Origin of the sequence: Pseudomonas sp. 20P_3.2_Bac5 (assembly GCF_025466035.1) — a bacterium.
Taxonomy (GTDB): Bacteria; Pseudomonadota; Gammaproteobacteria; order Pseudomonadales; family Pseudomonadaceae; genus Aquipseudomonas.
This window is the reverse complement of record NZ_JANLOA010000130.1, coordinates 190,552-213,252: the sequence shown is the minus strand read 5'-3', so window position 1 is coordinate 213,252 and position 22,701 is coordinate 190,552. Positions and strand designations below refer to the sequence as shown.

General features: G+C 63.2%; 24 protein-coding genes. 15 read left to right on the top strand and 9 right to left on the bottom strand.

Features of this window, described 5'->3' with window-relative positions; translation table 11 throughout:
• The first annotated feature begins 13 nt into the window (after window positions 1-13).
• The 4 genes from rpoZ to NTD88_RS25790 are packed head-to-tail and all read left to right on the top strand — an operon-like array spanning window position 14 to window position 3,643.
• Complete coding sequence (gene rpoZ, locus NTD88_RS25805) at window positions 14-277, top strand: DNA-directed RNA polymerase subunit omega (RefSeq protein WP_095158950.1); 264 nt, start codon at window positions 14-16, stop codon at window positions 275-277.
• 60 nt (window positions 278-337) lie between these two features.
• On the top strand, window positions 338-2,446 hold the full coding sequence (gene spoT / locus NTD88_RS25800) for a bifunctional GTP diphosphokinase/guanosine-3',5'-bis pyrophosphate 3'-pyrophosphohydrolase (protein ID WP_095158949.1): 2,109 nt from the start codon (window positions 338-340) through the stop codon (window positions 2,444-2,446).
• 23 nt (window positions 2,447-2,469) lie between these two features.
• Complete coding sequence (locus NTD88_RS25795) at window positions 2,470-2,850, top strand: RidA family protein (protein WP_095158948.1); 381 nt, start codon at window positions 2,470-2,472, stop codon at window positions 2,848-2,850.
• A gap of 55 nt (window positions 2,851-2,905) precedes the next feature.
• Window positions 2,906-3,643: a hypothetical protein gene (locus NTD88_RS25790; protein WP_262156516.1), complete on the top strand. Its 738-nt coding sequence runs from the start codon at window positions 2,906-2,908 to the stop codon at window positions 3,641-3,643.
• A 12-nt stretch (window positions 3,644-3,655) separates the two neighbouring features.
• Here the strand turns inward: NTD88_RS25790 and NTD88_RS25785 are convergent, their stop codons facing one another.
• Window positions 3,656-4,513, bottom strand: a complete 858-nt coding sequence (locus tag NTD88_RS25785; protein ID WP_262156515.1) for an SDR family oxidoreductase — start codon at window positions 4,511-4,513, stop codon at window positions 3,656-3,658.
• Between the two features lie 197 nt (window positions 4,514-4,710).
• Between NTD88_RS25785 and exbB the strand changes: the two genes are divergently transcribed.
• The 6 genes from exbB (at window position 4,711) to NTD88_RS25755 (ending at window position 11,513) form a co-directional block, all read left to right on the top strand.
• Entirely contained in the window at window positions 4,711-5,718 is a 1,008-nt protein-coding gene (gene exbB, locus NTD88_RS25780; protein ID WP_095158945.1) for a tonB-system energizer ExbB, read from the top strand.
• Between the two features lie 3 nt (window positions 5,719-5,721).
• Complete coding sequence (exbD, locus tag NTD88_RS25775; protein ID WP_095158944.1) at window positions 5,722-6,150, top strand: TonB system transport protein ExbD; 429 nt, start codon at window positions 5,722-5,724, stop codon at window positions 6,148-6,150.
• Window positions 6,147-6,881, top strand: a complete 735-nt coding sequence (locus tag NTD88_RS25770) for an energy transducer TonB (RefSeq protein WP_262130707.1) — start codon at window positions 6,147-6,149, stop codon at window positions 6,879-6,881. Before exbD ends, NTD88_RS25770 begins: the two co-directional genes overlap by 4 nt.
• Before the next feature lie 147 nt (window positions 6,882-7,028).
• Window positions 7,029-7,949 carry a hydrogen peroxide-inducible genes activator gene (locus tag NTD88_RS25765; RefSeq protein ID WP_262156514.1) on the top strand — a complete coding sequence of 307 codons (921 nt, stop codon included), beginning with the start codon at window positions 7,029-7,031 and terminating at the stop codon, window positions 7,947-7,949.
• A gap of 9 nt (window positions 7,950-7,958) precedes the next feature.
• The gene (recG, locus tag NTD88_RS25760) at window positions 7,959-10,034 is read left to right on the top strand and encodes an ATP-dependent DNA helicase RecG (protein WP_095158941.1); all 2,076 of its coding nucleotides are present in this window, start codon (window positions 7,959-7,961) and stop codon (window positions 10,032-10,034) included.
• A 78-nt stretch (window positions 10,035-10,112) separates the two neighbouring features.
• Window positions 10,113-11,513, top strand: a complete 1,401-nt coding sequence (locus NTD88_RS25755; protein ID WP_095158940.1) for an aminoacyl-tRNA deacylase and HDOD domain-containing protein — start codon at window positions 10,113-10,115, stop codon at window positions 11,511-11,513.
• 44 nt (window positions 11,514-11,557) lie between these two features.
• Here the strand turns inward: NTD88_RS25755 and NTD88_RS25750 are convergent, their stop codons facing one another.
• The 4 genes from NTD88_RS25750 to NTD88_RS25735 all read right to left on the bottom strand — a co-directional run bounded on the left by NTD88_RS25750 (window position 11,558) and on the right by NTD88_RS25735 (window position 13,901).
• Complete coding sequence (locus NTD88_RS25750; protein WP_262156513.1) at window positions 11,558-11,932, bottom strand: SCP2 sterol-binding domain-containing protein; 375 nt, start codon at window positions 11,930-11,932, stop codon at window positions 11,558-11,560.
• 155 nt (window positions 11,933-12,087) lie between these two features.
• Entirely contained in the window at window positions 12,088-12,363 is a 276-nt protein-coding gene (locus NTD88_RS25745) for an HU family DNA-binding protein (protein WP_095158938.1), read from the bottom strand.
• Between the two features lie 187 nt (window positions 12,364-12,550).
• On the bottom strand, window positions 12,551-13,699 hold the full coding sequence (locus NTD88_RS25740) for an NAD(P)/FAD-dependent oxidoreductase (RefSeq protein ID WP_262156512.1): 1,149 nt from the start codon (window positions 13,697-13,699) through the stop codon (window positions 12,551-12,553).
• Window positions 13,700-13,733: 34 nt separating this feature from the next.
• Window positions 13,734-13,901 carry a rubredoxin gene (locus NTD88_RS25735; RefSeq protein ID WP_095158936.1) on the bottom strand — a complete coding sequence of 56 codons (168 nt, stop codon included), beginning with the start codon at window positions 13,899-13,901 and terminating at the stop codon, window positions 13,734-13,736.
• Between the two features lie 148 nt (window positions 13,902-14,049).
• Between NTD88_RS25735 and NTD88_RS25730 the strand changes: the two genes are divergently transcribed.
• Together NTD88_RS25730 and ubiA are read left to right on the top strand one after the other, a co-directional pair.
• Window positions 14,050-14,616 (top strand): chorismate--pyruvate lyase family protein, encoded by a 567-nt coding sequence (locus tag NTD88_RS25730; protein WP_095158935.1) that lies wholly within the window; start codon window positions 14,050-14,052, stop codon window positions 14,614-14,616.
• A complete protein-coding gene (gene ubiA / locus NTD88_RS25725) occupies window positions 14,616-15,506 on the top strand; it encodes a 4-hydroxybenzoate octaprenyltransferase (protein WP_095158934.1) in 891 nt (296 codons plus the stop codon). Before NTD88_RS25730 ends, ubiA begins: the two co-directional genes overlap by 1 nt.
• Window positions 15,507-15,593: 87 nt before the next feature.
• Here the strand turns inward: ubiA and NTD88_RS25720 are convergent, their stop codons facing one another.
• Window positions 15,594-15,962 carry a hypothetical protein gene (locus NTD88_RS25720; RefSeq protein WP_095158933.1) on the bottom strand — a complete coding sequence of 123 codons (369 nt, stop codon included), beginning with the start codon at window positions 15,960-15,962 and terminating at the stop codon, window positions 15,594-15,596.
• A 148-nt stretch (window positions 15,963-16,110) separates the two neighbouring features.
• On the opposite strand from NTD88_RS25720, the gene phoB reads away from it, so the two are divergent.
• The 3 genes from phoB (at window position 16,111) to NTD88_RS25705 (ending at window position 19,683) form a co-directional block, all read left to right on the top strand.
• Window positions 16,111-16,800 carry a phosphate regulon transcriptional regulator PhoB gene (gene phoB, locus NTD88_RS25715; protein ID WP_095158932.1) on the top strand — a complete coding sequence of 230 codons (690 nt, stop codon included), beginning with the start codon at window positions 16,111-16,113 and terminating at the stop codon, window positions 16,798-16,800.
• Between the two features lie 153 nt (window positions 16,801-16,953).
• Window positions 16,954-18,228 carry a phosphate regulon sensor histidine kinase PhoR gene (gene phoR / locus NTD88_RS25710; RefSeq protein ID WP_256587860.1) on the top strand — a complete coding sequence of 425 codons (1,275 nt, stop codon included), beginning with the start codon at window positions 16,954-16,956 and terminating at the stop codon, window positions 18,226-18,228.
• Window positions 18,229-18,342: 114 nt separating this feature from the next.
• Complete coding sequence (locus tag NTD88_RS25705) at window positions 18,343-19,683, top strand: hemolysin family protein (protein WP_095158930.1); 1,341 nt, start codon at window positions 18,343-18,345, stop codon at window positions 19,681-19,683.
• Between the two features lie 6 nt (window positions 19,684-19,689).
• Here the strand turns inward: NTD88_RS25705 and NTD88_RS25700 are convergent, their stop codons facing one another.
• From NTD88_RS25700 to phoU, 3 genes are all read right to left on the bottom strand, one after another.
• Window positions 19,690-20,586, bottom strand: a complete 897-nt coding sequence (locus tag NTD88_RS25700) for a peptidoglycan DD-metalloendopeptidase family protein (protein WP_262156511.1) — start codon at window positions 20,584-20,586, stop codon at window positions 19,690-19,692.
• 177 nt (window positions 20,587-20,763) lie between these two features.
• Window positions 20,764-21,666 carry a response regulator gene (locus NTD88_RS25695; RefSeq protein WP_095158928.1) on the bottom strand — a complete coding sequence of 301 codons (903 nt, stop codon included), beginning with the start codon at window positions 21,664-21,666 and terminating at the stop codon, window positions 20,764-20,766.
• Window positions 21,667-21,829: 163 nt separating this feature from the next.
• Window positions 21,830-22,585 carry a phosphate signaling complex protein PhoU gene (gene phoU, locus NTD88_RS25690; protein WP_095158927.1) on the bottom strand — a complete coding sequence of 252 codons (756 nt, stop codon included), beginning with the start codon at window positions 22,583-22,585 and terminating at the stop codon, window positions 21,830-21,832.
• Window positions 22,586-22,701 lie beyond the last annotated feature (116 nt).

Below are 22,701 nucleotides of genomic sequence, written 5' to 3'. Positions count from 1 at the left end.
TTTGAGGAACACCATGGCCCGCGTAACCGTTGAAGATTGTCTAGACCACGTGGATAACCGCTTTGAGCTGGTCATGCTGTCCACCAAGCGTGCCCGCCAACTGGCCACCGGCGGCAAAGAGCCGAAAGTGGCGTGGGAAAACGACAAGCCTACCGTCGTTGCCCTGCGCGAAATCGCCGAAGGCTTCATTACCAATGAGTTTCTCGCCGCAGAAGATATCGTCACTGAAGACCCGGTCTTCACTGCGTTCGACGAAGAGGCCAACGAGGCCGTCTAAGTCTATGCCTGGTCGACGTTGTGCGGCGCGGGTCCCTTATCCTCGGCAGGAGGTCGTATCTTGCCGAGCATAGATGCCCTCGCCGATCGTCTGTCGACCTACCTCGGGCCCGACCAGGTCAACCTGGTCCGCCGAGCCTATTTCTACGCTGAACAGGCCCACGACGGTCAACGCCGCCGCAGCGGCGAGGCGTACGTCACGCATCCGCTGGCCGTCGCCAGCATCCTCGCCGACATGCACATGGACCATCAGAGCCTGATGGCGGCCATGCTGCACGACGTGATCGAAGACACCGGCATCGCCAAGGAAGCCCTCAGTTCACAGTTTGGCGAAACCGTCGCGGAACTGGTCGATGGCGTCAGCAAGCTGACCCAGATGAACTTCGAGACCAAGGCCGAGGCCCAGGCGGAAAACTTCCAGAAGATGGCCATGGCCATGGCCCGGGATATCCGGGTGATTCTGGTCAAGCTGGCCGACCGCCTGCACAACATGCGCACCCTTGAAGTGCTGTCTGGCGAAAAACGCCGGCGCATCGCCAAGGAAACCCTGGAAATCTACGCCCCCATCGCCAACCGCCTCGGCATGCACAGCGTGCGCATCGAATTCGAGGACCTGGGTTTCAAGGCGATGTACCCGATGCGCTCGGCGCGCATCTACCAGGCTGTCAAACGCGCCCGCGGCAACCGCAAGGAAATCGTCAACAAGATCGAAGAGTCGCTCAGCCACGCCCTGGCGGTGGACGGCATGGAAGGCGAAGTCAGCGGTCGGCAAAAACACATCTATGGCATCTACAAGAAGATGCGCGGCAAGCGTCGCGCCTTCAACGAGATCATGGATGTCTACGCGTTTCGCATCATCGTCGACAAGGTCGACACCTGCTACCGCGTGCTCGGTGCTGTGCACAATCTGTACAAGCCCCTGCCCGGCCGCTTCAAGGACTACATCGCAATCCCCAAGGCCAACGGCTACCAGTCGCTGCATACCACGCTGTTCGGCATGCACGGGGTCCCCATCGAAATCCAGATCCGCACCCGCGAGATGGAAGAGATGGCCAACAACGGCATCGCCGCCCATTGGCTGTACAAGTCCAGCGACGACGAACAGCCCAAGGGCACCCACGCCCGCGCACGGCAGTGGGTCAAAGGCGTGCTGGAAATGCAGCAACGCGCCGGCAACTCCCTCGAATTCATCGAGAGCGTGAAGATCGACCTGTTCCCGGACGAGGTCTACGTCTTCACGCCCAAGGGCCGCATCATGGAGCTGCCGAAAGGCTCCACTGCGGTCGACTTCGCCTACGCGGTACACACCGACGTCGGCAACAGCTGCATCGCCTGCCGGATCAACCGCCGCCTCGCGCCGCTGTCCGAACCGCTGCAGAGCGGCTCGACGGTCGAAATCGTCAGCGCCCCGGGCGCACGACCGAATCCGGCGTGGCTGAACTTCGTGGTCACCGGCAAGGCCCGCACGCACATCCGCCACGCCCTCAAGCTACAGCGCCGTTCCGAGTCCATCAATCTGGGCGAACGCCTGCTGAACAAGGTGCTCAACGGCTTCGACAGCGCCCTGGACAAGATTCCGCCAGAGCGCGTCCAGGCCATGCTCGCCGAGTACCGCCTGGAACTGATCGAAGACCTGCTCGAAGACATCGGCCTGGGCAACCGCATGGCCTACGTCGTGGCCCGACGCCTGCTCTCCAGCGAAGGCGAGCAGCTGCCAAGCCCGGAAAGCCCGCTGGCCATCCGCGGTACCGAAGGTCTGGTGCTGAGCTACGCCAAATGCTGTACGCCGATTCCGGGCGACCCCATTGTCGGCCACCTCTCGGCCGGAAAAGGCATGGTGGTGCACCTCGAAGGCTGCCGCAATATCAGTGAAATCCGCCATAACCCGGAAAAATGCATCCAGCTTTCCTGGGCCAAGGACGTCACCGGCGAGTTCAACGTCGAACTGCGCGTCGAGCTGGAACACCAGCGCGGCCTGATCGCCCTGCTCGCCAGCAGCGTCAACGCTGCCGACGGCAACATCGAGAAAATCAGCATGGACGAGCGTGATGGCCGCATCAGCGTCGTCCAGCTTGTGGTCAGCGTGCACGACCGCGTACACCTGGCCCGCGTGATCAAGAAACTGCGCGCACTGGCGGGGGTCATCCGCATCACCCGCATGCGCGCGTAGCCCTTCCCGTGCAAGGAGTCACCATGAGCAAGACCGTCATCACCAGCGACAAGGCCCCGGCAGCCATTGGCACCTACTCCCAGGCGATCAAGGCCGGCAATACCGTCTACATGTCGGGCCAGATTCCGCTCGATCCGAAAACCATGGAACTGGTCGAAGGCTTCGAAGCCCAGACCGTCCAGGTGTTCGAAAACCTCAAGGCCGTGGCCGAGGCTGCTGGCGGTTCCTTCAAGGACATCGTCAAGCTGAACATCTTCCTGACCGACCTGAGCCACTTCGCCAAGGTCAACGAAGTCATGGGCCGCTACTTCGAGCAGCCGTACCCGGCTCGCGCGGCCATCGGCGTTGCCGCCCTGCCACGCGGCTCGCAGGTCGAGATGGACGCGATCCTGGTTCTCGAGTAATACCCTGCGGCGAGCCTGAGGGTTCGCCGCTTTTCCTCCCCTGAAGGACCCCGTAATGCGCAACGCGCTTGCCCTTTCGCTGCTTGCCGCACTGCTCGGCGGCTGCGCGAGCCACAAACCTGAAGACTACAACGGTGTCTGGATCAACCAGAACGCCATCGATGCTGCGTCCAAAGGCACTGGCCTGCGCTACGCACTCGAGCGCCACGGACCGAACTTCGAATGGAAGGTCAACGTCGCCGCCGGACAAGCCAGCTACAGCAACGGCTTCGAGCTGGTGGAAGGCCGCCTGAAGGCCATCGATGAAGACCACTGGCAAGTAGAACTCGACGGGGATCAGGTGGAAAACCTCGAACTGGATGGCAAGGAACTGGTGCAGGCCACCAGCGACTGGGCACCGGAACAGCGTTTCCAGCGCAGCAGCAACACCATCAACCCCGATATTCCCCCAGGCGCCGCCTTCGAGCAGGCCCTGTATGGCGCCTACCTGAAAGGCAACTGGAAAATCCTCGAAGGCCCTGGCCAGGGCGGCACCGTGCGCTTTCGCGACAACGGCGCCCTCGACGGCCTGCCCAATCTGGACCGCTACGCCCTTTGCCTGGCGGGTGATTGCGCCAGCATGACCGGCAAGTTCGACAGCCTGTGGCTCGAGCGCAACCAGCAGGGCAATCCGTGGATCTTCAAGCGCGACGGCAAGCAGATGGAAATCTTCCAGTCCATCAACGACTCCCAGCCCGACGAAATGCCATCGCTGCGCCCCGGCGCTCGCCGCTGGCTGCTGGAACAGAAATAACGGACGGGCGCGTCAGCCGCGCCCTTCAAGAATCGCCGCATAGCCTTCGCGATAACTCGCAAATGTGGGCGTCCAGCCAAGCGCCCGAGCCCGGGCGTTGCTGCAGCGCTTGCTACCGGTACGGCGCACGCGCTGCTCCTCGGACCACTCGGTAACCCCCATGTACTCGCGCAACCAGGCCACCACCTCGGCCAGCGGCGCGGGCGCATCGTCCACGCCGATGTAGCAATCCTCCAGCGCCCGCCCGTCCCGATCCGCCTGCAGCAGGAACGCCAGCAGGCCGGCGGCATCCTCGGCATGGATGCGGTTGCCGTACAGCGGCGGCTCCTCGGTAACCCGATACCCTTGGCGCACCTGGCTGAGCAGCCATTCGCGGCCCGGCCCGTAGATCCCGGTCAGGCGCACCACGCTGGCCGGCACGCCGCTCTCCAAGGCAAGGCGCTCCGCCTCCAGCATCACCCGCCCGGAATACTCGCGTGGCGCGGTTTCCGCGGTTTCATCGATCCACTCGCCGTCCTGCTGGGCGAAAACGCTGCTGCTGGAAACGAATAGCAGCCGACGCGGCTTCTGCCCCCGCTCGGCCAGCCAGCCCAACACATTGCGCAGCCCTTCGACATATGCCGAGCGATAGCCCGCTTCGTCATGCTGGCTAGCGGCCACGCTGTAGACCAGATAATCAGGCGCCACCACCGGCCAATCAGCCGGGCATTGACCTTGTTCGAGATCGGCTTTGATGCCCGTGACCCCCTCCGGCAAAGCGCCAGTATTCCTGCGCAAGCCGCTGACCGCCCAGCCAGAAGCCAGCAATTGCCTGGCCAGGCGCCCGCCCACATCGCCACAGCCGACGATCAGAACTGAAGGTAAAGACATGCCAAAACTCCCATAACCAAAGACCGAACTATTTCGCCAAAATCGATAGGCGGCTAGCCATCGCTGTAAAAAAAGCTACTTTATTACTTCTGCTAACAAGAATTACTTGCAATAATGGCCGCCCCTTTTTTCTGTTCTCGGCCTGTTTCGAGGCCTTGAAGACCATTCACGCATCCTCTTCATCAGGTCCGGCCAGCATGACACGCATCCAACCTTCCGCTTCGCCAACCACGTCGCGCGCCTTGCGCGCCATCGCAGCGCTGATGCTCAGCCTGACGCTGGCACCTGCCGCGATGGCAGAAGAACCTGCCGCAGCCACCGCCACTCCAGCAGCAGCGGTCGCACCTGCGACGCCAGCCGCAGAAGGCACCGCTGCCGCACACGGCGCAGAGCACGCAGCCGCTACTCCGGCAGACCCGGCCGCCGCGCCAGTCGAAGCGTCGGTGGAAGGTCCCCTGAATGCCGACGGCGAACCGCTCGCCGACGACCCAACCCTGGGCCTGGGCCACGACCTGTCGCCATGGGGCATGTACCAGAACGCTGACGTCATCGTCAAAACCGTCATGATCGGCCTGGCCATCGCCTCGATCATCACCTGGACCATCTGGATCGCCAAAGGCTTCGAGCTGCTGGGGGCCAAGCGCCGCCTGCGTCGCGAAATCGGCCTGCTGAAGAAATCGGTCAGCCTCAAGGACGCCAGCGACAATACCAATGTCCCCGGCACCCTGTCGCACACGCTGGTCCATGACGCGCTGGAAGAAATGCACCTGTCGGCCAACGCCCGCGAGAAAGAAGGCATCAAGGAACGCGTCAGCTTCCGCCTCGAACGCCTGGTTGCCGCCAGCGGCCGCAACATGAGCAGCGGCACCGGCGTACTGGCTACCATCGGTTCCACCGCACCGTTCGTCGGTCTGTTCGGTACCGTCTGGGGCATCATGAACAGCTTCATCGGCATCGCCAAAACCCAGACCACCAACCTCGCCGTCGTTGCCCCGGGTATCGCCGAAGCACTGCTGGCCACCGCGCTGGGTCTGGTTGCCGCGATCCCGGCGGTTGTCATCTACAACGTCTTCGCCCGCTCCATCGCCGGCTACAAGGCTCAGGTGTCCGACGCCTCCGCACAGGTACTGCTGCTGGTCAGCCGTGACCTGGACCACCAGCCTGGCGAGCGTTCCGCGCAGCCGCACATGGTGAAAGTGGGGTAAACCATGGGCCTGCATCTTAACGAGGGCGGCGACGATCTCGCCGAAAACCACGAAATCAACGTTACGCCGTTCATCGACGTAATGCTGGTTCTGCTGATCATCTTCATGGTGGCAGCGCCGCTGGCGACGGTCGACATCAAGGTCGACCTCCCAGCCTCGACCGCGAAGCCCGCGCCGAGACCGGAAAAGCCTGTGTTCCTGAGCGTCAAGGCTGACCAGAAGCTTTACCTCGGTGAAGACCTGGTCCAGCAACCGAGCCAGCTGGGGCCGATGCTGGATGCCAAGACCAAGGGTGACAAGGAAACCACGATCTTCTTCCAGGCCGACAAAGGCGTGGACTATGGCGATCTGATGGAAGTCATGAACACATTGCGCGCCGCCGGCTACCTCAAGGTCGGTCTGGTCGGGCTTGAGACGGCAGCCAAGAAATGATCGAGACCCGGTACAAGCTGGGGCGTTACGGGGGTAGCCTGTTACTCGTGCTGGCAGTGCATGCCATCGCAATCGTGTTGGCGCTGAACTGGTCGGCACCGCAGGCCATCGAACTGCCGCCCGCAGCAATGATGATCGAAATGGCTCCGATGCCAGAGCCGGCGCCGCCACCACCGCCCAAGGTCGTGACGCCGCCGCAACCGCCCGCACCGGTAGAAGAACCGCCGTTGCCGAAGCTGGTTGAAGCACCGAAGCCGAAAATCGCTATTCCGAAACCTGCCAAACCCAAGGCCAAGCCCCAGCCGCCAAAGCCGGAGCAAAAGCCTGATCCGCAGGAGAAACCGGTCGAGCAGGACGTCGTCGATACCCCGCCGAGCAATGCGCCGGCGCAAAAATCGGCGGCACCGGCACCGAGCATCGCCAGCAACAGCAACGCCTTGCCGACCTGGCAGAGCGACTTGCTGCGTCACCTGGGCAAGTTCAAACGCTACCCGGAAGACGCTCGCCGTCGCGGCCTGCAGGGCATCAACCGGTTGCGCTTCGTGGTCGATGGCGAGGGCCGGATCCTGTCCTACTCGCTGGCCGGAGGTTCGGGCAGTGCCGCGCTGGACCGCGCGACCCTGGAGATGATCCGCAAGGCACAGCCAGTGCCGGCGCCACCCAAGGAGCTGCTCAACAACGGCAGCATCGAAGTGGTTGCACCGTTCGTCTACTCGCTGGACAAGCGCTAAGGCTGGAAAAAAGACGGCGACCCTCGGGTCGCCGTCTTCCTTCATGAAGCCTGGATCATTGTTTCTGTCGCCCCGATGCAAGTCTGATAACGTGCTTCTATCGGTTGCAGCCGCTATGCTGGGGCCGCTACTTCATGGACGCATGTTATGACCCTCACAGAATTACGCTACATCGTCACTCTCGCTCAGGAACAGCATTTCGGCCACGCCGCCGAACGCTGCCACGTCAGCCAGCCGACCTTGTCGGTGGGCGTGAAAAAGCTTGAGGACGAGTTGGGCGTACTGATTTTCGAGCGCAGCAAAAGCGCGGTGCGCCTGACCCCGGTCGGCGAAAGCATCGTCGCCCAGGCGCAGAAAGTCCTCGAACAGGCCCAGGGCATCCGCGAACTGGCCCAGGCTGGCAAGAACCAGCTGACCGCGCCGCTCAAGGTCGGAGCCATCTACACCGTCGGCCCGTACCTGTTCCCCCACCTGATTCCACAACTGCACCGGGTCGCCCCGCAGATGCCGTTGTACATCGAAGAAAACTTCACCCACGTGCTGCGCGACAAACTGCGCAACGGCGAACTGGACGCGGTGATCATCGCCCTGCCGTTCAATGAAGCCGACGTGCTGACGCTGCCGCTCTATGACGAGCCGTTCTATGTGCTGATGCCCAGCGGCCACCCCTGGACCCAGCAAGAGACCATCGACGCCAACCTGCTCAACGACAAGAGCCTGCTGCTGCTGGGCGAAGGTCACTGCTTCCGCGACCAGGTGCTCGAGGCCTGCCCGACCCTGGCCAAGGGCAGTGACGGCGCCAAGCACACCACGGTGGAATCCAGCTCGCTGGAAACCATCCGTCACATGGTCGCCTCTGGCCTCGGTATCTCGATCCTGCCGTTGTCGGCGGTGCACAGCCATCACTACGCGCCTGGCGTGATCGAAGTCCGCCCGTTGAGCCCGCCCGTGCCGTTCCGCACCGTGGCCATCGCCTGGCGGGCCAGTTTCCCGCGGCCGAAGGCCATTGAGATCCTCGCTGATTCGATCCGTCTGTGCTCGGTGGCCAAGCCACCCGCGGACCAATAGGTTTTCGCCATGACCGAGTTGTCCCAGGTGTCGGTCACCGCATTGAAAGGCGTCGGCGAAGCCATGGCCGAGAAGCTCGCCAAGGTCGGCCTGGAAAACCTCCAGGACGTGCTGTTCCATCTGCCCCTGCGCTATCAGGACCGCACCCGCGTGGTGCCCATCGGTGCGCTGCGTCCTGGCCAGGATGCGGTCATCGAAGGCGTGGTCAGCGGCGCCGACGTGGTGATGGGCAAACGCCGCAGCCTGGTCGTGCGCCTCGGTGATGGCAGCGGCGTGCTGAGCCTGCGCTTCTATCACTTCAGCAACGCCCAGAAAGACGGCCTCAAGCGCGGCACCCACCTGCGCTGCTACGGCGAAGCCCGGCCCGGCGCCTCGGGGCTGGAAATCTACCACCCCGAGTACCGCGCCCTTACCGGCGACGAGCCGGCGCCGGTGGACCAGACCCTGACCCCGATATACCCGACCACCGAAGGCCTCACTCAACAGCGCCTGCGCCAGTTGAGCCAGCAGAGCCTGGCCATGCTCGGCCCGCGCAGCCTGCCGGACTGGCTGCCCGAGGAACTGGCCCGCGACTACCAGCTCGGCCCGCTGGACCAGGCCATTCGCTACCTGCACCAGCCGCCCGCCGATGCCGATGTCGATGAGCTCGCCGAAGGCCAGCATTGGGCCCAGCATCGCCTGGCCTTCGAAGAACTGCTCACCCACCAGCTTTCACAGCAACGCCTGCGGGAAAGCCTGCGGGCCCTGCGCGCGCCGGTGCTGCCCAAGGCCAAGCGGCTGCCGGCGCAGTTCCTCGCCAACCTGGGCTTCCCGCCGACCGGCGCGCAGCAGCGGGTCGGCAATGAAATCGCTTACGACCTGAGCCAGCCCGAGCCCATGTTGCGCCTGGTCCAGGGCGATGTTGGCGCGGGCAAGACCGTGGTCGCCGCCCTCGCCGCGCTACAGGCGCTGGAAGCCGGCTACCAGGTGGCGCTGATGGCACCCACCGAGATTCTCGCCGAACAGCACTACATCACCTTCAAACGCTGGCTCGAACCGCTGGGTATCGAAGTCGCGTGGCTGGCCGGCAAGCTCAAGGGTAAGGCCCGCACCGCGTCGCTGGAGCAGATCGCCAGCGGCACGCCCATGGTGGTTGGCACCCATGCGCTGTTCCAGGAAGAGGTGAAATTCCACAACCTCGCCCTGGCGATCATCGACGAACAGCACCGCTTCGGCGTCCAGCAGCGCCTGGCCTTGCGCCAGAAAGGCGTGGGCGGCCGTTTCTGCCCGCACCAGTTGATCATGACCGCGACCCCAATCCCGCGGACCCTCGCCATGAGCGCCTACGCCGACCTCGACACCTCGATCCTCGACGAACTGCCGCCCGGGCGTACCCCGGTCAACACCGTGCTGGTCACCGACAGCCGGCGCTTCGAAGTGGTCGAACGGGTGCGTGCCGCCTGCGCCGAAGGGCGCCAGGCGTACTGGGTGTGCACCTTGATTGAAGAATCCGAAGAGCTGACCTGCCAGGCCGCCGAAACCACCTTCGAGGAGCTTTCCAGCGCCTTGGGCGAGCTGCATGTGGGGCTGATTCACGGGCGCATGAAGCCTGCGGAAAAGGCCGCGATCATGGCCGAGTTCAAGGAAGGCCGCCTGCAACTGCTGGTGGCCACCACCGTAATCGAGGTCGGCGTGGATGTGCCGAACGCCAGCCTGATGATCATCGAAAACCCCGAGCGCCTGGGCCTGGCCCAGTTGCACCAATTGCGTGGCCGTGTCGGCCGCGGCAGCGCCGTGAGTCACTGCGTGCTGCTGTATCATCCGCCACTGTCGCAGATCGGCCGCGAACGCTTGGGGATCATGCGCGAAACCAACGACGGCTTCGTCATCGCCGAAAAGGACCTGGAACTGCGCGGCCCGGGCGAAATGCTCGGCACGCGCCAGACCGGCCTGCTGCAGTTCAAGGTCGCCGACCTGATGCGCGATGCCGACCTGCTGCCCGCCGTTCGCGACGCCGCCCAGGCGCTGTTGGCGCGCTGGCCCGATCACGTCAGCCCGCTGCTCGAACGCTGGCTGCGTCACGGCCAACAATATGGCCAGGTGTGACGTGATCCACGCAATTGGATCCAGCCACCCGGCCAAGCTGGGTATACTCTGCCTCTGTAAAAAATTTGGATACAGACCATGATTGAAGTTGCCCTCGATACAGCAACCCCACAGGTTCCGTCTGTTATCCGGCTGCTGCTCGACAAGCTCGGCGTCGCCTATCGCGAAGTGCCCGAACAACCGCAGTTGCCGCCCGAAGCCCGTGTTATGGCCGTCCTGCTGGACGACTCGGTCGGCGCGCTGATGGTGCTGTTCCCGCAGAGCCAGTTGCTCGACCTCAGCCGTCTCACCGAACTGACCGGGCGCAAGCTGGCCGCGGTGCCGCTGGAGCGTCTGCAACAGATGCTCGACAAGCACGGGCTGAAGATCCTGCCGGCCATACCCGCGCTGACCAGTTCGCCGTGCCTGTACGAAGAAAGCGTGCTGCAGCCGGAGCGTCTGTTGGTGCAGTCGGGTGAAGCAGGCCTGCTGCTGGAAATCGAGCGCGATGACTTCAAGAAGATGCTCAGCAAGGCCAGCGCCGGCAAGTTCGGCGAGCTGCTGAGCCAGATCCGTCCGAACCTCGACCGGCCCGCTGACGACAGCGAGGAAATCACCCAGGCCGTTCAGGTTTTCACCGCGCGTCGAATCCAGCAGCGCCTGGAAGCGACCATCGAAATCCCGCCGCTGGCCGAAACCGCGCAGAAAATCATCAAGCTGCGGGTAGACCCCAACGCCACCATTGATGACATCACCGGTGTGGTCGAAACCGACCCGGCGCTGGCGGCCCAGGTGGTCAGTTGGGCGGCCTCGCCCTACTACGCCTCACCCGGCAAGATCCGCTCGGTGGAAGACGCCATCGTCCGCGTGCTCGGCTTCGATCTGGTGATCAACCTGGCGCTGGGCCTGGCGCTGGGCAAGACCCTCAGCCTGCCGAAGGATCATCCGCAACAGACCACGCCGTACTGGCAGCAATCGATCTACACCGCTGCGGTGATCGAGGGTCTGACGCGCGCAATGCCGCGGGCTGAACGCCCGGAAGCGGGGCTGACCTATCTGGCGGGGCTGCTGCACAACTTCGGCTACCTGCTGCTGGCCCACGTGTTCCCGCCGCATTTCTCGCTGATCTGCCGACACCTGGAGGTCAACCCGCACCTGTGCCACAGCTATGTCGAGCAACATCTGCTGGGCATCAGCCGCGAGCAGATCGGCGCCTGGCTGATGCGTTTCTGGGACATGCCGGAAGAGCTCGCCACCGCCCTGCGCTTCCAGCACGACCCGCATTACGCCGGCGACTACTCGGCCTTCCCCAATCTGGTGTGCCTGTCGGTGCGCCTGCTGCGCGCTCGCGGTATCGGCTCCGGGCCAGACGAGCCTATTCCGGACGAGCTGCTGGAACGCCTGAGCATCACTCGCGAGAAGGCTGAAGACGTGGTCCACAAGGTGCTGGAAGCCGAAACCATGCTGCGCGAACTGGCCTCGCAGTTCAGCCAGCACTGAGTCCGGCTGTAGCGGCTGTCACGAAAAAGCCTGGCCCCTTGGGGTCAGGCTTTCTTTTTGGGCTTCAGGTACTTCATCAGGCCCTGGAACCACATCACCAGGGCCGGGTTGCCCTTGATCTGAATGGTCTTGTCCTGGATCCCCTGCATGAACGCCAGTTGCTTGTTCTTCGCCTGAAGGGTCTCGAAGCCGAACACGGCGTCCTTGAAGGCGATGGCGAAGGCCGGGGTCGGATGGGTGCCGCCGCTGCTGCTGATGCGATTGTCTTTGACGACGAAGTGGCGGGCGACCTTGCCGTCCAGCGTCTGTAGCTGGAACACCAGATCCTTGCCCTGCAACTGCTGCTGGAAAGCCGGATTCTTGCGGCTGGCCCGGGACATCAGCAGCCCCAAGGCCCAAAGGAGAAAGCGGAACTTCATGAATGCGCCTCGGCGAAAAAGTGACTGGCGCGCGCAGTTTATCCTTTTAGTGAACGAATGCTACTGGTCGACCTGCTTTTGCTGCAGCGATCACCCCAAGCAAAACGGGCATCCCTTGGGATGCCCGTTCTCACTGCATTCGATGAATCACGCTCTCAAGGATTGACGCTGTCCTTGAGGAACTTGCCTGGCTTGAACGCCACGGTATTGCTGGCCTTGATTTTCACCGGCTCGCCGGTTTGCGGGTTTTTGCCGGTGCGGGCACCGCGGTGACGCTTCTCGAACGTACCAAAGCCTACCAGGGTCACTCCGTCCCCTCCGTGCAGGGCGTTGGTGATTTCTTCGAGCACGGCATTCAGGACACGGTTGGCCTGCTCTTTGGTGAGATCGGCCTTTTCAGCGATGGCTGCGGCGAGTTCGGGTTTACGCATGGTGAAGCCCCTTTGACGGAATTTTTTGTTGTTATGCCGTGCCGCCCAACAGGCAGCGCCCAAGGCACCGCAGGCTCTAAACTGCGGCAGACGGGAGTGAGGATGGCACGCCACCAAGGGCCGCGCCAGTCTCTGCGCGGCCATTGTGGCGGCAATGGAGGGGTAAATCCGACAGAACGCCTGTTATTTACGCCATCAGGGGCGGAAGCTGGCGATTCAGTGCCAGCTTCTCCATCACCGCAGTACCCGTAAGGGCATAGCCGAGCAGTTGGCCCGCAGCATCGTGGCAGAGCACTTTCAGGTCGGCGCCCTGCCCTTCGACTGTCCACTGCCCCTCTTGCCCTAGCGGCGGCGGCGACGCCACCAGCGGGCAGGCCGGGGTTTTCACCGTGATCGGCATCGGTCCATAGCTGACCGCAGTCGGGTTGCCGGCCAGCGTCTGCGACAACGCCCGCGCCCCGCCCATCAACGGCATCACGTAGAGCAGGTTGATCCCGTCCACTTCGGCGCAATCGCCCAATGCGTAGATATTGGCATGGGACGTGCGCAGGTGGCGGTCAACGACCACCCCGCGATTGGTCCTCAAACCGGCTGCCGAGGCCAGGTCGGTGCGGGGTTTCAGGCCGACCGCAGAAACCACCAGATCGCAGGCGATCACGGAGCCGTCCGACAGATGCGCCTCAAGCCCGTCCGCCACCCGCTGCAAGCGGTTCAGCACCGGCCCGAGGTGGAAGCGCACGCCCAGCCCTTCAAGCCCGGCCTGGACCGCTGCCGCGGTGGCCGGATGCAACAGGGTCGGCATGACCTGCTCGCACGGCGCCACCAGCTCAACCTCGAAGCCGCCCAGGCTCATGTCATTGGCGAACTCGCAGCCGATCAGGCCAGCCCCGAGGATCAATACGCGGCGCTTGCCCGCCGCCGCCGCGCGGAAACGCGCGTAGTCCTCCAGGTCATTGATCGGGAACACCAGATCGGCAGCATCGCCCTCAAGCGGTACGCGCACGGTTTCTGCGCCCCAGGCCAGCACCAGGTCGCGGTAGCGCACCTGCTCTTCGCCGATCCACAGGCGCTTGTGACCGGGATCGATGCCGCTGATGCGGGTGTGGGTGCGGATCTCGGCCTTCAACTGCTCAGCCATGGCGCCCGGCTCGGCCATGCACAGGCCGTCGGCGTCCTTGTTCTTGGCAAAACCGGTCGAGAGCATCGGCTTCGAATAGGAGCGGCCATCGTCCGCGGTAATCAGCAATAACGGCGTCTCGCCGTCGAGCTTGCGAAATTCGCGGGCGAGGTTGTAACCCGCCAGTCCGGTGCCGATTATCACGACGGGATCGGTCATGCCTTGCGTGTCCTTCAAAAAGGGTGAAAAAAGATCAGCCGATGGCGATCATCTCGAAATCCATCTTGCCGACGCCGCAGTCCGGGCACAGCCAGTCTGCCGGAACGTCTTCCCAACGGGTGCCGGGCGCGATGCCGTCATCCGGCCAGCCCTCGGCCTCGTCGTAAATCAGGCCGCACACCACACATTGCCACTTCTTCATCGTTGATCTCCTTACATTCAGGCCAGGCGCGATCGTTATGCGTCGATCGTCAGCAGGGCTTTGTACTGAGGCTGGCCAGGCGATGCAAGTTGCCAGGGGCAAACATGCTAAGCTCGCCGCCTCTCTGGCCTGTAACCGCTGATCTACCGTGCCATACGAATCCTCGCAATTTCCGGCTGCGCAATGGACGCAGCACACACCGCAGCTCGCCGCGAAAACGCCTGCGCTGATCCTGGACTGGCTGTTCGACCAGGGCTCCCTGACCCGCCGTTTGACCCGCCTCTCTGCTGACCATTTCTCCGTGACGCCCCTTTATGAAGGCTGGCAGACCCTGCGCACCGACGAATGCCAGGCCCTTGGCCTGGCGCCGGGCAGCGAAGGCTGGGTACGCGAGGTTTACCTGCGCGGCCATGGCGAACCCTGGGTGTTCGCCCGCAGCGTTGCCGGCCGCGAGGCCTTGCTCAACGATGGCCTTGATCTGGAAGCGCTGGGCAGCCGGTCACTGGGCGAGTTGCTGTTCTGTGATCGCGGCTTCGCCCGTCAGGCGATCGAAGTCTGCCACTACCCGCCGGATTGGCTGCCGCCCGAGCAGAACAGCGAAGGTCTGTGGGGCCGCCGTTCGCGTTTCGACCGTGGCGCGCTGGGCCTGCTGGTGGCGGAGGTGTTTCTTCCCGCGCTGTGGCACGCCACCGAAGCTTTCCAGGAGGTCCGCTGATGTACCTGAGCCTGCTCAAGTCGCTCAATCGCCTGCATCCCCGTGCGTGGGATTTCATCCAACTGAGCCGTATGGACAAGCCGATCGGCATCTACCTGCTGCTCTGGCCGACCTTGTCGGCGGTCTGGATTGCCGGCAAAGGCTCGCCGACCCTGGCCAATGTGCTGATCTTCCTGTTCGGCGTGGTGCTGATGCGCGCCGCCGGCTGCGCCATCAACGACTTCGCCGACCGCAAGGTGGACGGGCACGTCAAACGCACCGCCGAGCGGCCACTGGCCAGCGGCAAGATCAGCGGCCGGGAAGCCCTGGCGTTGTTCGCGCTGTTGGTGGGCCTGAGTTTCCTGCTGGTGCTGTGCACCAATGCCACCACTGTGTACCTGTCGTTCGGCGCGGTGGCGCTGGCCGCCTGCTACCCGTTCATGAAGCGCTACACCTACTACCCGCAGGTGGTTCTGGGGGCGGCGTATTCGTGGGGTATTCCGATGGCCTTCACCGCGGCGAACGGCGAGCTGCCGGCGATCGCCTGGCTGCTGTACATCGCCAACCTGCTGTGGACGGTGGGGTATGACACCTACTACGCGATGGTCGATCGCGACGACGACCTGAGGATCGGGGTGAAATCCACCGCGATCCTGTTCGGCGAAGCCGACCGCATCATCATTCTGTCGCTGCAGGTCGGGTCGCTGCTGTGCCTGCTGCTGGCCGGCAACCAATTCGACCTGGGCGGCTGGTTCCATCTCGGCTTGCTGGGCGCGGCGGTGTGCTTCGCCTGGGAGTTCTGGTCAACCCGCAGCCTCGCGCGGGACGCCTGCTTCAAGGCGTTCCTGCACAACCATTGGGCGGGTTTGATCATCTTCGTCAGCATCGTGATCGACTACGCGACCCGCTGACTCGAACGCAGTGCTACCGGGTCGATCGCAATCGCCGGCAAGCCGGCTCCCACAGTGGCTGATTCAAGCCTCTGTGGGAGCTACGGTTCAGGGCTTGGCGACGTGCCAGACGTCCTTCATGCCATCACCGGTCATGTCTCCGCCCTTCTTGTCCTTGACGAAGGTGTACAGTGGTTTGCCGTCGTAGGCCCACTGCATGCTGCCGTCGGCACGCTTGATCTGCGTCCATTTGCCTTCGGCCTTCTCACCGGCCTTGGCCGCCAGGGGTGGCCAGTTCTTCGCGCATTCGTCGTTGCACATGGACTTGCCGCCAGCATCCTTGTCGAAGGTGTAGAGCGTCATGCCGTTGTGATCCACCAGCATGCCGTCCTTCTCCATGGCATGGTCGGCCAGAGCCATCCCCGGTAAGGCGAGAGCTGCGCAGAGCGTCATCCAGTTCAGCGTATGTCGTGTCATTGGATTCACCGTTAAATCTCGGGAGTGGGATTTACAGCCTAGCTCAGTAACGAAATGTTGCTGCAACGGCCCCCGACCTGTCACACGACTGCAATAATTCCGTTATCTAATGCGGGCCAAGACACCAGAAGCTGGGAGAGGTTTGAGCATGGTTGGCAGGAACATTCTGATCGTTGACGACGAAGCGCCAATTCGCGAAATGATCGCCGTTGCATTGGAAATGGCTGGCTATGACTGCCTCGAGGCCGAAAATTCGCAACAGGCCCACGCCATCATCGTGGACCGCAAGCCGGACCTGATCCTGCTGGACTGGATGCTGCCGGGCACCTCGGGCATCGAGCTGGCCCGCCGCCTCAAGCGCGACGAGCTGACCAGCGACGTACCGATCATCATGCTCACCGCCAAGGGTGAGGAAGACAACAAGATCCAGGGCCTGGAAGTCGGCGCCGACGACTACATCACCAAGCCGTTCTCGCCGCGCGAGCTGGTCGCCCGCCTCAAGGCCGTCCTGCGCCGTGCCGGCCCGAGCGATGGCGAAGCACCGATCGAAGTCGGCGGCCTGCTGCTCGACCCCATCAGCCACCGCGTGACCATCGACGGCAAACCCGCCGAGATGGGCCCCACCGAATACCGCCTGCTGCAATTCTTCATGACCCACCAGGAGCGTGCCTACACCCGCGGGCAACTGCTCGACCAGGTCTGGGGCGGCAACGTCTATGTCGAGGAACGTACCGTCGACGTGCACATCCGGCGCCTGCGCAAGGCGCTGGGTGAAGCCTACGAAAATCTGGTACAAACCGTTCGCGGCACCGGATACAGGTTTTCAACCAAGGGTTGAAAGCCGTTTCAAGCTTGCGCTTGATCCAGTCTCAAGAAGAGCAAAAAGCAAAACGCGATCCGCTTCACTCTTGCAGCGTGTAGCTGCAACGTGAGGCTGATCCCCAAGGATCCCGAATTGAACCAGAACTGGCACGGCACCCTCATTCGCCACATGCTGCTGCTGATTACCGTCTGCCTGCTTGTCGGGCTGATCAGCGGCCACTATGGCTGGAGCCTCGCGCTCGGCCTGGCTGTCTACCTGGGCTGGACCCTGAAACAGATGCTGCGGCTGCACCAGTGGCTGCAAGAGCACAGATCCGATGAAGCACCACCGGACGGCTACGGCCTGTGGGGCGAGATCTTCGACAGCATCTATCACCTGCAGCGCCGCGACCAACGGGTCCGCGGGCGCCTGCAAGCAGTGATCGACCGCGTCCAGGAGTCCACCGCCGCGCTGCGAGATGCGGTGATCATGCTCGACAGCGAAGGCAATCTGGAGTGGTGGAACCGCGCAGCCGAAACCCTGCTGGGCCTCAAGACCCCGCAAGACAGCGGCCAGCCGGTGACCAATCTGGTCCGCCATCCACGCTTCAAGGAGTATTTCGAGCAGGAAAACTACCTGGAGCCGCTGGAAATCCCGTCGCCGATCAGCGACCGCCTGCGCATTCAGTTGCACATCACCCGCTACGGCAACAACGAGCACCTGATGCTGGTGCGCGACGTCACCCGTATCCACCAGCTCGAACAGATGCGCAAGGATTTCGTCGCCAACGTATCCCACGAATTGCGCACACCGCTGACCGTGATTGCCGGCTACCTGGAAACCCTGCTGGACAACGTGGAAGACGTGAATCCACGCTGGACGCGGGCGCTGCAGCAAATGCAGCAACAGGGCGGACGCATGCAGACGCTGCTCAACGACCTGCTGCTGCTGGCCAAGCTGGAAGCCACCGATTATCCGTCGGACAACCTTCCGGTCGCAGTCGACACCCTGCTGCACTCCATCAAGGGCGACGCCCAGGCACTGTCTGGCCAGCGCAACCAGCGCATCACCCTGGAAGCCGAGCCCGGCCTGCGCCTGAAAGGCAGCGAGGCGGAACTGCGCAGCGCCTTCTCCAACCTGGTGTTCAACGCCGTGAAGTACACCCCGGACGAGGGCAATATCCGCATCCGCTGGTGGGGCGACGAACACGGCGCGCACCTGAGCGTGCAAGACTCGGGCATCGGTATCGACGCCAAGCACCTGCCGCGCCTCACCGAGCGTTTCTACCGGGTCGATTCCAGCCGCGCCTCCAATACCGGTGGCACCGGCCTGGGCCTGGCGATCGTCAAGCACGTGCTGCTGCGCCATCGCGGTCGCCTGGAAATCAGCAGCGTTCCGGGCCATGGCAGCACCTTTACCTGCCACTTCGCCGGCGTTCAGATCGCCGCCCGCAAGGTTCAGTGATCCAGCGCACTTTGCATTTGGGTTTTCAGCCGCTACATTGGCGGACGGGTGCCAGCATGAGCTGGCATCTTTTTTCCTCCTATTTCAAGAAGACGGACCCCGTAAAACTCCATCATGGACCCTTCCCCTAGTATCAGCCTCGCCTCACTCTTCGCCGATTTCGGCATGATTCTTTTCGCTCTCTTGCTGGTTCTGCTCAACGGCTTTTTCGTAGCCGCCGAGTTCGCCATGGTCAAACTGCGCTCGACCCGGGTCGAGGCAATCGCCGAACAGAATGGCTGGCGCGGACATATTCTGCGCACCGTACACAGCCAACTGGACGCCTACCTGTCCGCCTGCCAACTGGGTATCACCCTGGCATCGCTGGGCCTTGGCTGGGTCGGAGAACCGGCGTTCGCCCACCTGCTCGAACCGCTGCTGGCCGCCATCGGCGTGCAGTCGCCGGAGATCATCAAGGGCGTTTCGTTCTTCAGCGCCTTCTTCGTGATTTCCTACCTGCACATCGTGGTCGGTGAGCTGGCGCCCAAGTCCTGGGCGATCCGCAAGCCAGAGCTGCTGTCGCTGTGGACCGCCGTGCCGCTGTACCTATTCTACTGGGCCATGTACCCGGCCATTTACCTGCTCAACGCCAGCGCCAACGCCATCCTGCGTATCGCCGGCCAAGGCGAGCCCGGCCCGCACCACGAGCATCACTACAGCCGTGACGAACTGAAACTGATCCTGCACTCGAGCCGTGGCCAGGACCCCAGCGACCAAGGCATGCGCGTGCTGGCCTCGGCGGTGGAAATGGGCGAGCTGGAAGTGGTCGACTGGGCCAACTCCCGGGAAGACATGATCAGCCTCGACGTCAATGCGCCGCTGAAAGAGATCCTGGCGATGTTCCGCCGGCACAAGTTCAGCCGTTACCCGGTGTACGACGCCGAGCGCGGCGAGTTCGTCGGCCTGCTGCACATCAAGGACCTGCTGCTGGAACTGGCGGCGCTGGACCACGTTCCAGAATCCTTCGACCTGGCCGAACTGACCCGCCCGCTGGAACGCGTCTCCCGGCACATGCCGCTGTCGCAGTTGCTGGAGCAGTTCCGCAAAGGCGGCGCGCACTTCGCGCTGGTCGAGGAGGCCGACGGCAAAGTCATCGGCTACCTGACCATGGAAGACGTGCTGGAAGTGCTGGTCGGCGATATCCAGGACGAACACCGCAAGGCCGAACGCGGCATCCTCGCCTACCAGCCGGGCAAGTTGCTGGTGCGCGGTGACACGCCGCTGTTCAAGGTCGAGCGCCTGCTTGGCCTGGACCTCGACCACATTGAGGCGGAAACCCTCGCTGGCCTGGTCTACGAGACCCTCAAGCGCGTCCCCGAAGAGGAAGAAGTGCTGGAAGTCGAAGGCCTGCGCATCATCATCAAGAAGATGAAAGGGCCGAAGATCGTCCTGGCCAAGGTGCTCAAGCTCGATTGAGCACCGTCACGGGTTGCCGGCGGTGAAGTTCGGCAACCCACCCACGGGCTGGTTGAACTGGTAGGGAATCGACTCCACCGCCAGCCCGACATTGCGCTGCACCACGAAATGCAGGTGCGGCGCGGTGCTCCTGCCGGTATTCCCCGACCGCGCCAGCGGCGTGCCATACGCCACCTGCTGCCCTTCCCGCACCACCACCGAACCGCGCATCAGGTGCAGGTACACGCCCATGGTGCCGTCGCTGTGCAGAACCCTCACGAAATTGCCGGACGGCTGCGTCCCGCGACCGCTTTGCCGGTTCTCCACCTTGACCACCACGCCAGGACGCGCGGCGATGATCGGCGTGCCCTCGGGCATGGCGATGTCCATGGCGTAGCGGCCTTTGGGCCCGAAATGGCTGAAGCGGCCGTTAGGGCCCTGGGTCAGGCGAAACGGCCCGCCACGCCAGGGCAAGGGGTAGCGATAGGCCCGCGGCCGCTGCACGGGGTCGCCGAGGGCCGTACGAAATTTCTCGCGGTAAGTTACCGGTTTGCCCGGTTGCAAGGCACTGACGCTGGTCAGCGCTACCGTGGCCCGTGGCGGCACCACCCGCCGTACTACCCGCGGCCCGACGTCCCTCGCATTGCCCAGGCGCTCCAGGCGCAACTCGACTTCGACGGGCGCGAACAACTCGTTGTACACGGAGAAATGCACACCGCCGGCATGCGGCGTGGCTTGAAGGTGCACCTGACTGTCCAGTTGCTCGACCATCTGGTCCCGAAAGATGAAAGGCCGCGCACCAGGCTGGGGCCGATCAGAGTAGGAAACAACACCGTAAGGGTCGGTGCTTTTATAGATGGTCATGGCCAGAGCCGGCCCGGCAGATAGCAGCAAGGCGCAGAACAGCAGCAGGCGGGATGGCATGACTAATGGCCTTCTGACAGTTGTGCTTTGTCGAAGCCTAGCAGCCGGTTTTTGTCGCAGAAGGCGGGGACTGTTTCAGGAAGGTTCAAGCCGATCAGCGGTGGCAATTTGCCGCCAGACGGCGCGTCGGCGAGCCACTGGGCAGCTTCGCTCGACGCAGGTCGGGGTGAACGGTGATCAGGCGCTCGGAATGTATTGCTTCTGGGCCGTACCGCGGGCGATCAGGCGAGACAGGTAGTCGAGCTTCTGCGCATCCTGGTCGACGAAACGGAAGATCAGTTGCAACCAGTCGCTGTCGGGCTTGGGCTCAAGTGCCGCGACCGAATGCAGGTAGCCGTTGAGCCGGGCGATCTCCGAGGTTTCGCCTTGCTCCAGGTCCAGCACGGCGCCTTCCAGCACCTGCGGCAGGGCATCGCTGCGGCGTACCACCAGAGAAGCTTCCTTGAGGGTCAGTGCCTTGATGATGCAGGGCTGATTGCCGCTGGACAGGCGCAGCTGGCCTTGGCCACGTCCGGCCGGCACGGCAGGCTTGGCCGGCTCAGGCGCGGGAGCGCTGACCTGTGGCTGGGCGGCTGGCGCCGCGACCGGTGCACTGGCCTTGGCCTGCTCAGGCTTGCCGCTGGTCAGGGCCGACAGCGAGTCATTGGCAAAACCGCTGGAGGAGCGTGCATTACCGCCGGCCATGCTCGCCTCGAGCTTGCCAACCCTGGCCAGGGCCTTTTTTACTTTGGTCAGCAACTGCTCGTTGGTGAACGGCTTGCCGACATAGTCGGAAACGCCGGCCTGGATGGCCTGAACCACGTTTTCCTTGTCGCCGCGGCTGGTCACCATGATGAACGGCAGGGTCTTCATCGAGTCCTGCTGGCGGCACCAGGTCAGGAGTTCGAGGCCGGACATCTCCGGCATTTCCCAGTCGCACAGAATCAGGTCGAACACCTCCCGGGCCATCAGGGTCTGGGCTTTGCGCCCGTTGACCGCATCTTCAATGACCATGCCCGGAAAATAGTTGCGCAGGCATTTCTTCACCAGATCGCGGATAAACGGCGCGTCATCCACCACCAAAACACTGACTTTACTCATCGCCACTCCTTCCTGATCCCGACTAGCATAACGTTGACTGATGGCCATTGGCCAAAACTTCGGTCACGCCGGGACATAACGCATTCGTTCGCGGGTGCCTTCTATTGCGCTGCCGCAAACGAAAACGCCCGGCCGGAGCCAGGCGTTAGTTCTCGGGGCAGTCTTATTTATCGTCAGATTCGCCCGAAACATTAGCTTTTTCAGTGCCCTGAACTTCTTCCCTCATGCGCGCCAGGCCCAGGTGACGGACGTCGGTACCGCGCACCAGGTAAATCACCAGCTCAGAGATGTTGCGCGCGTGGTCGCCGATACGCTCCAGCGAACGCAGGGCCCAGATCACGCTCAGCACCCGCGAGATGGAACGCGGGTCTTCCATCATGTAGGTGACCAGTTCGCGCAGCGCGGTCTTGTATTCGCGGTCGATGGTCTTGTCGTATTGAGCAACCGACAGGGCCAGTTCGGCGTCGAAGCGGGCGAAGGCGTCCAGTGCATCGCGGACCATGTTGCGCACCTGGTCGCCGATATGGCGAACCTCGACGTAACCGCGCGGCGATTCGCCTTCCTCACAGAGCTGGATGGCGCGGCGAGCGATCTTGGTCGACTCGTCACCGATGCGCTCCAGGTCGATCACCGACTTGGAAATGCTGATGATCAGGCGCAGGTCCGACGCGGCCGGCTGGCGACGGGCAAGAATGCGCACGCATTCCTCGTCGATGTTGCGTTCCATCTGGTTGATTTGCTCGTCAACCTCGCGCACCTGCTGGGCCAGGCCGGAGTCGGCCTCGATCAGCGCGGTGACCGCGTCGTTGACCTGCTTCTCGACCAGGCCGCCCATGGCCAGAAGGTGGCTGCGCACCTCTTCGAGCTCGGCGTTGAACTGCTGGGAGATGTGATGGGTGAGGCTGTCTTTGTCGATCATGCTTTCGCTCCGCGAATAAGCTGCCAGCTTCAAGCCGCAAGCTTCAAGTCGTTCGTGTAATCCCTGAGTTCACCTTGTTGCCGCTCGTGGCTCGCAGCGTGAAGCTGTCGCGCCCC